This is a genomic window from Halomonas sp. LES1 (genome assembly GCF_031846005.1).
GTDB lineage: Bacteria > Pseudomonadota > Gammaproteobacteria > Pseudomonadales > Halomonadaceae > Halomonas.
In genome coordinates, this window is the sequence record NZ_JAVRGC010000002.1 from 159,589 (window position 1) to 172,030 (window position 12,442).

The 12,442-nt window shown below is 66.8% G+C and carries 12 protein-coding genes; 1 reads left to right on the plus strand and 11 read right to left on the minus strand.

What is annotated here, in order from left to right:
• Positions 1-98 precede the first annotated feature (98 nt).
• The 11 genes from htpX to RM463_RS04990 form a co-directional block, all read right to left on the minus strand.
• A complete protein-coding gene (gene htpX, locus RM463_RS04940; protein ID WP_311429221.1) occupies positions 99-1,004 on the minus strand; it encodes a protease HtpX in 906 nt (301 codons plus the stop codon).
• Positions 1,005-1,130: 126 nt separating this feature from the next.
• Positions 1,131-2,360: a pyridoxal phosphate-dependent aminotransferase gene (locus RM463_RS04945; RefSeq protein WP_311429222.1), complete on the minus strand. Its 1,230-nt coding sequence runs from the start codon at positions 2,358-2,360 to the stop codon at positions 1,131-1,133.
• Between the two features lie 35 nt (positions 2,361-2,395).
• Positions 2,396-3,358 (minus strand): ribosome biogenesis GTPase YlqF, encoded by a 963-nt coding sequence (ylqF, locus tag RM463_RS04950; protein WP_311429223.1) that lies wholly within the window; start codon positions 3,356-3,358, stop codon positions 2,396-2,398.
• 84 nt (positions 3,359-3,442) lie between these two features.
• Positions 3,443-3,844: a peptide-methionine (R)-S-oxide reductase MsrB gene (msrB, locus tag RM463_RS04955; RefSeq protein ID WP_311429224.1), complete on the minus strand. Its 402-nt coding sequence runs from the start codon at positions 3,842-3,844 to the stop codon at positions 3,443-3,445.
• Between the two features lie 161 nt (positions 3,845-4,005).
• Positions 4,006-5,097 (minus strand): redox-regulated ATPase YchF, encoded by a 1,092-nt coding sequence (gene ychF, locus RM463_RS04960; protein ID WP_195689482.1) that lies wholly within the window; start codon positions 5,095-5,097, stop codon positions 4,006-4,008.
• Positions 5,098-5,248: 151 nt separating this feature from the next.
• A complete protein-coding gene (gene pth / locus RM463_RS04965) occupies positions 5,249-5,839 on the minus strand; it encodes an aminoacyl-tRNA hydrolase (RefSeq protein ID WP_161422487.1) in 591 nt (196 codons plus the stop codon).
• Between the two features lie 87 nt (positions 5,840-5,926).
• On the minus strand, positions 5,927-6,574 hold the full coding sequence (locus tag RM463_RS04970) for a 50S ribosomal protein L25/general stress protein Ctc (protein WP_161422488.1): 648 nt from the start codon (positions 6,572-6,574) through the stop codon (positions 5,927-5,929).
• 129 nt (positions 6,575-6,703) lie between these two features.
• On the minus strand, positions 6,704-7,645 hold the full coding sequence (locus RM463_RS04975) for a ribose-phosphate pyrophosphokinase (RefSeq protein WP_195689480.1): 942 nt from the start codon (positions 7,643-7,645) through the stop codon (positions 6,704-6,706).
• Between the two features lie 53 nt (positions 7,646-7,698).
• Positions 7,699-8,568 (minus strand): 4-(cytidine 5'-diphospho)-2-C-methyl-D-erythritol kinase, encoded by an 870-nt coding sequence (gene ispE, locus RM463_RS04980; RefSeq protein WP_311429225.1) that lies wholly within the window; start codon positions 8,566-8,568, stop codon positions 7,699-7,701.
• The gene (lolB, locus tag RM463_RS04985; protein ID WP_311429226.1) at positions 8,561-9,178 is read right to left on the minus strand and encodes a lipoprotein insertase outer membrane protein LolB; all 618 of its coding nucleotides are present in this window, start codon (positions 9,176-9,178) and stop codon (positions 8,561-8,563) included. The genes ispE and lolB overlap by 8 nt, the downstream gene beginning before the upstream one ends.
• 13 nt (positions 9,179-9,191) lie before the next feature.
• Positions 9,192-10,958: a tetratricopeptide repeat protein gene (locus RM463_RS04990; RefSeq protein WP_311429227.1), complete on the minus strand. Its 1,767-nt coding sequence runs from the start codon at positions 10,956-10,958 to the stop codon at positions 9,192-9,194.
• Positions 10,959-11,167: 209 nt separating this feature from the next.
• Here RM463_RS04990 and hemA point away from each other — a divergent pair, with 209 nt between their 5' ends.
• Positions 11,168-12,439, plus strand: a complete 1,272-nt coding sequence (gene hemA, locus RM463_RS04995; protein WP_311429228.1) for a glutamyl-tRNA reductase — start codon at positions 11,168-11,170, stop codon at positions 12,437-12,439.
• The last annotated feature ends 3 nt before the right edge of the window (positions 12,440-12,442 follow it).

Below are 12,442 nucleotides of genomic sequence, written 5' to 3' on the forward strand. Positions count from 1 at the left end.
GGGCCTACCGCTGATCGATCCTACTGTCGGTAGGCGGCCTCCTTGAGGGCGCGGATGCGGCCGGTACAGAGAGCAGGGGGGGCTACCGCTGATCGATTCTACTGTCGGTAGGCGGCCTCCTTGAGGGCGCGGATGCGGTCATCCAGGGGGGGGTGGCTGGCGAACAGGCGCTCCACCAGCGAGCGGGTCTGCCCCTTGGTGATGGCCATGGCGCGCAGGGTATCGGGCATCTGGTCGGAGAGCTCGGTCTCCGCCTTGAGGCGGGCGAGGGCGTTGATCATCGCGCCGGAGCCGGCCAGCTTGGCACCGGCGGCGTCGGCGCGATACTCGCGGAAGCGCGAGAACCAGGCGACGATGGCCGAGGCGGCGATGCCGAAGACGATCTCGGCGACCATCACCACGGCGAAGTAGCCCATGAAGCCCAGGCCACCCTCGCCGTCGCTGCGGGCGCGCAGGAACTGGTCGACCAGCTGGGCGACCACCCGGGCGAAGAACATCACGAAGGTATTCACCACGCCCTGAATCAGCGCCAGGGTGACCATGTCGCCGTTGGCCACATGGCCGATCTCGTGGGCCAGCACCGCGCGCACCTCTTCCGGACGCATGCGGTTGAGCAGGCCGGCGGAGACCGCCACCAGGGCATCATCCTTGTTCCAGCCGGTGGCGAAGGCGTTGGACTGCTGGGCCGGGAAGATACCGACTTCCGGGGTCTTGATGCCGGCATCCCGGGCCAGCTCCGCCACGGTGTCCACCAGCCACTTCTCGGTGGCGTTGGAGGGTGTCTCGATCACCACGGTGCCGGTACTGCGCTTGGCCATCCACTTGGAGATGAACAGCGAGACCATCGAGCCGGCCATGCCGAAGATGAAGCAGAAGATCAGCAGGCTCTGGAAGTTGATGCCCTGGCCGCTGAGATAGCTGTCCACGCCCAGCAGGCGCAGGGTGACGCTGGCCACCAGCAGTACCGCCAGGTTGGTGGCCAGGAAGAGCAGGATTCGCATCATGTCGGTGGATCTCCATCGATCATCGAAAGGAAGCCGCCCGATGTGGGCGGCAGGAACAGGCTACTGCTTAGATACGACCGGGCGGTGCGGGTTTCAAGCCCCGGGTTCGCCCGGCCCGTGAGGGAGTTACTGGCGATAGCGCGACAGGAAGCGGGCGAAACGGTTCAGGGCATCGCCGAGCTGGTCGGCCCAGGGCAGGGTGACGATCCGCACATGGTCGGGGTCCGGCCAGTTGAAGGCGGTTCCCTGGACCAGCAGGATCTTCTCCTGCAGCAGCAGGTCGAGTACCAGCTGCTGATCGTCCTGGATGTTGTAGACCCTGGGGTCCAGGCGCGGGAAGGCGTAGAGCGCTCCCTTGGGCTTCACGCAGGAGACGCCGGGGATGGCGTTGAGCTTTTCAAAGGTGATATCGCGCTGGGCCCGCAGGCGGCCGCCGGGCAGGATCAGGTCGTTGATCGACTGGTAGCCACCGAGGGCGGTCTGGATGGCATGCTGGGCCGGCACATTGGCGCACAGGCGCATGGAGGCGAGCATGGTCAGCCCCTGGATGAAGTCGGCGGCACGCTGCTTGGCGATGTTGCCGGACAGGATCATCCAGCCCGAGCGGAAACCGGCACAGCGGTAGCTCTTGGAGAGGCCGTTCAGGGTGACGACCAGCTGGTCCTCGCCGGCCAGGGCGCCGGTGGAGACATGTTGCACGTCGTCGTAGAGGATCTTGTCGTAGATCTCGTCGGAGAACACCACCAGATCGTGCTGGCGGGCGATCTCGAGCAGTTCACGCAGCACCTCCGGGGGGTAGACCGCCCCGGTGGGGTTGTTGGGGTTGATGATCACGATCGCCCGGGTGTGAGCGGTGATCTTGGCGCGGATATCGTCGAGGTCCGGGGCCCAGTCCGCCTGCTCATCGCACAGGTAGTGCACGGCATGGCCGCCGGAGAGATTGGCGGCGGCGGTCCACAGCGGGTAGTCGGGCGCCGGTATCAGTACCTCGTCGCCGTCGTTGAGCAGTGCCTGGAGCGTCATCACGATGAGCTCGGAGACGCCGTTGCCGATATAGATATCCTCGATTCCCACGCCCGGGATTTCCCGGCGCTGGCACTCCTGCATGATCGCCTTGCGCGCCGAGTAGAGTCCCTTGGAGTCGCAATACCCCTGGGCCGTGGGCAGGTTGCGCATCACATCCTGGAGGATCTCCTCGGGGGCCTCGAAGCCGAATGGCGCGGGGTTGCCGATGTTGAGCTTGAGGATGCGCTGGCCTTCCTCTTCCAGGCGCTTGGCGTGGTCGAGTACCGGGCCGCGGATGTCATAGCAGACATTATGCAGCTTGTGGGATTTGCGAAGCGGAGGGGTGTCCATGTCGTTCGGTGTCCTGGTCGGCGAGGGCGATAGGATTAGAGGGTGTCTGGATCGGCGTCATCGTCGCCGTCCGGCTCCAGGGCGGGTTCGAGCGGGATATCATCCGGGGTCTCCAGGGTCAGGCGACCGAGCTTACCGTCGCGCAGCTCATGCAGCAGCACCTCGGCGCCACGGTGCAGGTCCACTTCACCGCCGGGACGCAGGCCACCGCGCTTGGCGGCGATCTCGGCCAGGATCGCATGACCGTCGAACCCGGCCACGGCGAGCAGGTCCACTCGTGCCGGACCGTCGGCCTCCACCCGGTCGGCATCGGGGTTGGCCTGGTAGCCGGGCAGCGCCTTGAGTCGGTAGCGTGCCGTGATGGCCTCGGGGTAGCGCCTGGCCAGTTCGGCGGCGGTGACCATGGCGACATCCACGTAGTCGATGGCAGTGTCACGGATGGCACCGCTGGCCGCCAGGCGGTAGGCGCTGGCCTGGTCCTCGATCTTGGGCCAGAGGACCCCGGGTGTGTCGATAAGGGCGACGCGCCCGTTGATGCGAACCTTCTGCTGGCGTTTGGTCACCGCGGGCTCATTGCCGGTCCTGGCGATGCTCTTGCCGGCCAGGCCATTGATCAGGGTCGACTTGCCGACATTGGGGATGCCCATCACCATCACGCGCACGTCTCGGTCGGCGCGAATCTGGCCGGCAAGCTCATGGCAGAGCCTGGGGATGCGCTTGAGCTCCTTGACCCTGGTGGTGGTCACGGCGAGCGCTCGCATATCGGGCTGGGCGTCGAAGTGGGCGGTCCACTCCCGGGTTCGCTCCGGGTCGGCCAGGTCGGCCCGGGAGAGGATCTTGAGCACCGGCTTGTGGCGCGTCAGCTCCGCCAGCATGGGGTTGGCGCTGGAGTAGGGCAGGCGGGCGTCGAGGACCTCGACCACCACGTCGATCTCCGGCAGCGCCTCGGTGATCTGGCGCCGCGCCTTGTGCATGTGTCCCGGGTACCAGCCGAGCATGGGCCTCTCCTGCCTGTAGAAATCGGCCGCCCATGTTAGCAGATACACGGCCCTGTCAGGGGACACCCGGGCCGATTGCGCGGCCTACTCGCCGGCGTGGAAGTCGAGCGCCACGGAGTTGATGCAGTAGCGCAGGCCGGTGGTGTCGCGCGGGCCGTCGGGGAAGACGTGCCCGAGATGGGCGCTGCAGCGCGCGCAGGTCACCTCGGTGCGACGCATGCCGTGGGAGGTGTCGACGTGCTCCTCCACGCAGGAAGGGGTCATGGGACGGTCGAAGCTCGGCCAACCACAGCCGGCGTCGAACTTGTGCTCGTTCTCGAACAGTGGCGCGTTGCAGCAGACACAGTGGTAGATGCCGTGCTCGTCGGTGACCCGGTAGTCGCCGCTGAAGGGAGGCTCGGTACCCTTCTCACGGGTGACGCGGTACTGTTCCGGGGTAAGCGTCTCGCGCCATTCGGCGTCGGGCTTGTCGGTCTTCAGGGGCATGGCGGCTCTCCTTTTCATCGGGCTGATGCCTCCATTGTGGCATGCACGCGGCCGGGCGGGGGAGTCCCCCCTCGACAAGGATTCACGTCCCCTCAACGCAGTCGCCCCCGGTGGTGTGCCGGGGGCGACTGGCGTCGAGCGTGGGCTTGGGCGGTGAAACGTTAGACGTTGAAACGGAAGTGGATCACGTCGCCATCCTTGACGATGTACTCCTTGCCCTCCAGTCGCCACTTGCCGGCGTCCTTGGCACCCTGCTCGCCACCCAGCGTGACGAAGTCCTCGTAGGCGACGACCTCGGCGCGGATGAAGCCCTTCTGGAAATCGGTGTGGATCACGCCGGCGGCCTCGGGGGCGGTGGCACCCACCTTCACGGTCCAGGCGCGCACCTCCTTCACTCCGGCGGTGAAGTAGGTCTGCAGACCGAGGAGGGCGTAGCCGGCACGGATGACGCGATCGAGACCGGGCTCTTCCATGCCCATCTCGTCGAGGAACATGGCGCGCTCCTCGTTGTCCAGCTCGGCGATCTCGGCCTCGAGCTGGTTGCACACCGGTACCACCACGGCCCCTTCCTCTGCCGCGATGTCGCGGACCACGTCCAGGTAGGGGTTGGACTCGAAGCCGTCCTCGTTGACGTTGGCGATGTACATGGTGGGCTTGAGGGTCAGGAAGCCGAAGCCCTTGAGCTGATGCTGCTCCTCCTCGTCCAGCCCGAAGCTTCTCAGCGGCATGCCCTCGGCCAGGTGGGGCTGGATGCGCTCGAGGATCGCCTTGGTGGCGATGGCCTCCTTGTCACCGCCCTTGGCCACGCGGACCAGGCGCTGGATGGCGCGCTCCACGGTGTCGAGGTCGGCCAGCGCCAGCTCCATGTTGATGATCTCGATATCGGCACGCGGGTCGACCTGGTTGGCGACATGGATCACGTTGTCGTTATCGAAGCAGCGCACCACATGGGCGATGGCCTGCGTCTCGCGGATATTGGCCAGGAACTTGTTGCCAAGACCCTCGCCCTTGGAGGCGCCGGCGACCAGACCGGCGATATCGACGAACTCCATCGTGGTCGGCAGCACCTTCTGCGGCTTGACGATCTCCGCCAGCTTGTCGAGTCGCGGGTCGGGCATCGGCACGATGCCCACGTTGGGCTCGATGGTGCAGAAGGGGAAGTTCTCGGCGTCGATGCCGGACTTGGTCAGCGCATTGAAGAGGGTCGACTTGCCGACATTCGGCAGGCCGACGATACCGCAGTTGAAACCCATGGGATCATCCTGGAAAGCGTGTACGCGAGTGAAAAGTAGCGAGTATTCTACTCGACCGAGCAGTAAGCCATAAGCGGTCAGCCGTAAGAAGGCCCATCCGGCCAGCAAAGGGGTGACTGACAGCGTGTACCCTCAGCCTATGGCTGGCCTGTCAGCCGGCGGCTGAAAAGCTGTGCAGCCGGTTCATGGCCTTGGTCCAGTGACCGTCGATGGCATCGGGCAGGGTGGCCAGGCTCTCGTCGATGGCGGCCTCGATGGCGATATGCTCGGCCTTTCCGGGGCGGCCCAGCACATAGTTCGTGACCTGGCGCGAGTCGCCGGGGTGGCCGATGCCGAGGCGCAGGCGGTGGAAGTCCCGCGTGTTGCCCAGGGCGCTGATGATATCGCGCAGGCCGTTATGGCCGCCATGGCCACCGCCGGTCTTGAGCCGGGCACTACCCGGCGGCAGGTCGAGCTCGTCGTGAACGACCAGCAGCTCATCGGGCGCCAGCTTGTAGAATTGACAGAGGGCCGCCACCGCACCGCCGCTGCGGTTCATGAAGGTGGTGGGGTTGAGCAGATGGAGATCACGCCCCTCGAACTGGACCCTGGCATGCAGGCCCAGGAACTTGCGGTCGGCGCGCAGCTCGCCGCCGGCGCGGCGCGCCAGGGCCTCCACCAGCCAGGCCCCGGCATTATGGCGGGTGGCCTCGTAGTCGGCGCCGGGATTGCCCAGCCCGATGATCGCTCTGACCTGACTCATGTGTCACCTCCAAAAAAAATCAAGCGCCGGGGCGCTTGATCATCAGCAGAGGGGCCGCGTCTGGCGCGGCCCCGGAGCGGGTAAGGATTACTCCTCGCCCTGCTCGCCTTCTTCGCCGCCTTCGGCATCTTCCGCGTCATCACCCGCGGAGCGCACCTTGGCCTTGACGATGCTCAGGATCGGACCGTCGTGGTCTTCGCCCAGCGCCAGTGCCGGGATGGTGACGCCGGCCGGCAGGCTCAGGTCGGAGAGGTGCTTGATGGCACCTACCTCGAGATCGCTGATATCGAACTCCAGGTAGTCGGGCAGGTCCTTGGGCAGACAGCTGATCTCGACGTCGGAAGCCAGCTGATGGAGCTCGCCGTCCTGGTCCTTGATGCCCACACAGGCTTCTTCACCGGCGAGGTGCAGCGGCACACGGGTGGTGAACTCCTGGTTGGCTGCCACACGCAGGAAGTCGGCGTGGGTGATCAGCGGCTTGAAGGGGTGACGCTGCAGGTCGCGTACCACGACCTGCTCGCTCTTGCCGTCGACGACCAGGTTGATGATGGAGGAGAAGAACACCTCCTCCTCGATCGCCTTGTAGAAGGCGGCCTTCTCGACGGAGATCGGCTGTGGCTCCTTCTCGCCACCATAGATGATGGCGGGAACCTGCTCGTTCGCACGACGCAGGCGGCGGCTCGCACCTTTCCCCAGGTCGTTACGAACGCTGGCATTAAGAATAAAATCGGACATGGAATTGCCTCTTGCTTGAAGTAGGAAAGCGCCAGGGACCGCGACCAGAGCCCTGACACTTCCGGGTGCCCCGAAGGGCGCTTTCCGGCGCCTGTCGTGCCGAGGTGGAGCTCCTTCAGTGGAGCTCTCTCAGTGGAACATGGCGCTGACGGATTCCTCGTTGCTCACCCGACGGATCGCCTCGGCGATCAGGCCGGCGACGCTCAGCTGGCGGATCCTGCCGCTGCGGCACGCCGTCTCGGAGAGCGGAATGGTATCGGCGACGACGACCTCGTCGAGCACCGAACCGACGATATTGTCCACCGCCGGTCCCGAGAGAATGGGGTGGGTAGCGTAGGCCACCACGCGCTCGGCGCCGTGATCCTTGAGCGCTTCGCCGGCCTTGCACAGGGTGCCGGCGGTATCGATCATGTCATCTACCACGACGCAGTTGCGTCCTTCGATCTCGCCGATGATGTGCATCACCTGGGCCTGGTTGGCCGCGGGGCGACGCTTGTCGATGATGGCAAGATCGGCATTGAGCTGCTTGGCGATGGCGCGGGCACGCACCACGCCGCCGACGTCAGGAGAGACCACCACCAGGTTCTCGTAGTTCTGACGCTCGATGTCATCGAGCAGGATCGGCGAGCCGTAGACGTTGTCGACCGGCACGTCGAAGAAGCCCTGGATCTGGTCGGCGTGGAGGTCCATGGTCATGACACGGTCGACGCCGGCCTTGACCATCATGTCGGCGACGATCTTGGCCGAGATCGGCACACGGGCGGAGCGCACGCGACGGTCCTGACGGGCATAGCCGAAGTAGGGCACCACAGCGGTGATCCGCGATGCAGAGGCCCGGCGCAGGGCATCTATCATCAGGATCAGCTCCATCAGGTTCTCATTGGTCGGCGCACAGGTGGACTGCAGAACGAACACGTCCTTGCCGCGCACGTTCTCGTTGATCTCAACCGCTATCTCGCCGTCGCTGAACTGGCCGACCGTGGCATTGCCCTGGCGGGTGTCCAGACTCTCGGCGATCTTGCGGGCGAGTTCGGGATTGGCATTCCCGGCGAAAACCATCAATTTTGACACGCGCAGCCACCTATGCAGTGTGTTGGGTCATCGGGGGGAAGGATCGTCTGTGATCAGCGATCCAGAACGTCATGCAGCGGAGAACGGTTCAAGCCGCGGGCCTTGAAGGCTTGCCAGCGGCCATCGATCTCACCCAGCAACCGGTCGGCTTCCTGTTCGTCTGCCAGACGGGCGAAGACGCAGGCACCGGTGCCGGTCAGCATGCTGGGGGCACGTCGAGCCAGCCAGTCCAATGCCGAGGATACCGCTGGATAGAGCGACCTGACTGTTGCCTCGCAGTCGTTGCGCCAACTGGACGCTCCCCCCTGCAGGGCGCGCGCCATGGTAATAGGGGGGGTGTGGCGTGTCAATTCGGGAGCCTTGAAGACTGCCGGTGTCGCCACCTCGATGCCGGGGTGAACCACCACGAACCAGGGCGTGTCGAGATCCACCGGGGTGAGGCGTTCGCCGACGCCTTCGGCCCAGGCGGCGTGGCCATACACGAAGACCGGCACATCGGCGCCCAGGGTCAGGCCCAGCTCGGCGAGACTGTCGAGCGACAGCCCCAGGCCCCAGAGGGCATCGAGGCCGAGCAGGGTGGTGGCGGCATCCGAGCTGCCACCGCCCAGGCCACCTCCCATGGGCAGCCGCTTCTCGAGATGAATGTCGGCGCCCAGGGTGCAGCCGCTCCGCTCCTGTAGCAGGCGTGCCGCGCGCACGATCAGGTTCTGATCATGGGGCACACCGGCAATGTCGGGCGTCAGATGGATCTCGCCATCTTGGCGCAGGGTGAACTGCAGGGTGTCATCGTGATCGAGGAACTGAAACAGCGTCTGCAGCTCGTGATAGCCGTCGGGGCGGCGGCCGGTGATATGCAGCATGCGGTTGAGCTTGGCGGGGGCGGGCAGGCGAAGGTTCGCGCCTTGGGCGCTGTGTTCAGGCATCGTCGATCACCGGGCGCCACTCGTTGATCACCAGGGTGACGCGCAGATCCCCATAGTGCATTACCAGCCGGCGTGGCAGCCACAGGTCGTCGGTATGGGTCCAGTCTCGATAGTCGATCTCCCAGCCGGCCTGTCGTAGTCGAGCCGGGAACCCCAGCTCGTCCTTCTCGAGTCGGTAGGGATGACCGTCACCCGGCAGGCCACGCACCCAGTCGGACAGGGCGCCGAGCGGCAGCGACCAGCCCAGCTGCTGCTCCATCAGCGCCTCGGGGGTTTCGGCCTCGAAGCGTCCCTCCGAGGTGGTCATCGAGAAGCGTCCCTCGCGCCCCTCCAGGGTGCTGCGGCCGCTGCCGAAGGGCCCGCTGATCAGCAGTCGGTAGTAATGGGGGTGCTGGCTCCAGTCGAGATTGGCGCTGGTGGAGTCCTCGGGGGTGCGCAGCCCGGCCTTGCCGGCCAGCCGCCAGGTGTCCAGTGATTCGAGGCGTTGCTGCTGGGACTGCCACTGCCCCGAGGTGCGCTGCCCTTCGGGGAGTGGTGTCTGACGTGCGCAGCCGGCGACCAAGGCCAGCAGCAGGGTGGCGATGACAAGCGGCGTGTAGTGACGTTGCATGGTGGTCTCGTGGTCAGTTGGGTGTGGCGGCGGGGGCCAGCTCGGGGATCCGGCGCAGCAGGTCGTCGATCAGTGGGTGCTCATCGAGGCGCTCGAGGGCGTCGCGGATCAGCGCTCGGGCCTCGTTGCGTCTCTCCAGGGTCCATAGCACCTCGGCCAGGTGGGCGGCGATCTCCTGGTCGGGCATGGCGCGATAGGCCCGCTCGAGCCAGGGCAGGGCGCCTTGCGGGTCCCCTTCGCGGTAGTGCACCCAACCCAGGCTATCGAGGATTGCCGGGCTGTCGGGGTCGAGGGCATGGGCTCGCTCGATCAGTTCGCGGGCCTCGTCGAGGCGTGTCCTGGGTCCCTGGTCGACGAGGGTGTAGCCCAGGGCATTGAGTGCCAAGGCGCTATCGGGGTTATGCTCGATGATGCGCCGGAGGTCACGCTCCATGCCGTCCAGGTCACCCGCTTCCCAGGCGCGCATGCCGCGCAGATAAAGCAGCTGCTCGTCGGCAGGCGCGCGTGTCAGTTCGCGGTCGAGCAGGGCATCGGCCGCGTCGCCGAGCCCCTCACGGACGAGCAGCTCCACCTCCAGGGCGACCAGGTCGCCATGGCTGTCGGCATGACGCAGCCGCTCGCTGCGCAGGAAGGCGCGGGCATCGCTCAGTCGGCCATTCTCCATCAGCATCTCGGCGGCACGCAGACGACTGAGCAGAAAGGCCTCCTCTGCCGGTACCTGGCGGTAATAAAGCAGGGCGTCGTCGATCTCGCCCTCGTCGCGGGAAATATCGCCCAGCAGCAGGAGCGCCTCGGCCGGGGGCTCGGGAAGCGCTGCCAGAGGCAGGAGCAGGCGACGCGCCGGCTCTCGGTGTCCCTCCTCCAGGTAGAGGCGCGCCAGGCCGATGCGCAGTGCGTTATCGCCGGTGTGTTTCTCGAGCAGGGCTTCGGTCTGCACCTCGGCGGCGGCGACATTGCCCAGACGCAGCTCGCTTTGCGCCAGCAGAAGGATGAAGCGCGCATCGTCGGGCGAGACCGCGAGGCCGCGGCGCGCGGCGGCACGGGCGGCGTGGGGGTCGTCCGCCTCCTGGGCCAGCCGGGCTCGGGTCAGCCACAGGGCCGGCAGCTCCGGCGCCCGGGCATCGAGGCGCGCCAGGCGTCTCCTGGCGGCGGTGGTCTCCCCGGCGGCCACTTCGAGCATCGCGGTGGCGAGTTCGGCATCATGGCGGCGGGCATCCTCGGGGGCCGTGTCCAGGTGGTCACGCAGCCTGGCCAGCAGGGGGGATGGGTCGGCATTGGTGGCCAGGGCGGCCTCCACGAGCGAAGAGATCTCACTGTCGCCGCCTTCTCGAATCACTGCCAGTCGCTGGCGCAGCGCTTCATCCCAGTCGCCGCGCTGCACGGCGAGGCCGGCCAGCAGCCGGGCCGGGGCGACGCTGTCGGGGGCCAGCCCCTGCCACTCCCTGGCGGCACGGTCGAGCAGCTCGCGCTCATTGCCGAAGCTTGCGGCCAGTGCCGCCCGCTCCGCCAGGCCGGCGCTGCGGTAACGCTGGCTGGCTGTGAGGTAGCCCTCGGCGGCACGCCGGTAGTCGCCGCGCTGGCCGGCCAGCTCCGCGGTAATCAGGCCGGCCAGGCCCTCGGCATCCAGGCCCTGCTCGATAGGCGGGGCACCGACCAGCGGGTCCTCCATCACCGGGGGCGCGCCATCGCCGAGCGGCCACGCCTGGCAGCCGGCCAGCAGCAGCGCCAGTACCGGCGTCGCCAGCGATAGAGGGGGCAGGGGGTAAAGGGCGCGGGCCATGAGTGTCTCGCTTGTGGTGCGGTGGTCTCAGCATAACGGCTCGGCCGGCGTGGGCAAAGGCACGGCCTGTCGTCGGAGCCGCCTTGTGCGGTGCTGTCATCTGGGATAGCCCCGATGGGCCGCCATCGGCTGTCGGATGTGGTAGAATCCATGCGCCTCGATTGCGAGGTCTTAATGGCCGCACACCCCACGTTCAAGATGCCCGACGCATGACGCTGCTTGCCCTTGGAATCAATCACCGTACCGCCACCGTCGAGGTGCGCGAACAGGTGGCCTTTGCCCCCGCAGAGCTCGATGCCGCGCTAGGTGAGCTGCGCGGCCTGCCCGAGGTCAAGGAGGCGGCTGTCCTCTCGACCTGCAATCGCACGGAACTCTACTGCGTGACGGAGTCCGAAGGCGAGGCAGCCGTTCTGGAGTGGCTGGGCCGCTTCCACGGCCTGCCGGTCGAGGATCTCACCCGGTGCGCCTACCATTATCTGGACAACGAGGCCGCCCGTCACCTGATGCGCGTAGCGGTAGGCCTGGACTCCATGGTGCTGGGCGAGCCGCAGATCCTCGGTCAGCTCAAGGACGCCTATCAGGCCAGCCGCCTGGGGAAAGGGCTCGGCAAGGAGCTGGAGTGCCTGTTCCAGCACACCTTCGCCGTGGCCAAGCAGGTGCGAACGGAAACCGGCATCGGCCGCAATCCGGTCTCGGTCGCCTATGCGGCGGTCAGCCTGGCGAGCAGAATCTTCGATGACTTCGGCCGTGCGCGAGCACTGCTGATCGGCGCCGGCGAGACCATCGAGCTGGTGGCCCGCCATCTGAAGGAGGCGGGTGTCAGCCAGCTGACCGTGGCCAACCGTACCCGCGAGCGTGGCGAACAGGTGGCCGCGCCCCTGGGTGGCCAGGCGATCACCCTGGACGCCATCCCCGATGCCTTGGCCGAGGCGGATATCGTCATCTCCTCCACCGCGGCCCCGCTGCCGATTCTCGGCAAGGGCATGGTGGAGCGGGCGCTGAAGAAGCGTCGTCACCGGCCGATCTTCATGGTCGATATCGCCGTTCCCCGGGATATCGAGCCCGAGGTGGGGCAGCTCGCCGACATCTTCCTCTATACGGTGGACGACCTTCAGGAGGTGATCGCCGAGAACCGCCGCCACCGCCAGGTCGCGGCCGACCAGGCGGAATCGCTGATCGAGCACGGCGTGGGCGCCTGGCAACACGACCGACGCATCCGCAGCGGGGGCGAGCTGATTCACGACTATCGCGCCCGGGGTGAGGCGCATCGCGACCACTCCCTGGAGCAGGCGCTGACGCGTCTGGCGCGTGGCGAGGACCCCGAGGCCGTGGTTCGGCGACTGGCCCATCAGCTGACCAACCGGCTGCTGCATGGCCCCACCGTGGCGCTGCGCGAGGCCGCCTCTGCCGAGCGCCACGATCTGCTCGAGGCGGCCAGCGCGCTGCTGCTCGAGGCGACCCCCGATACGACCACCCGATAGGAT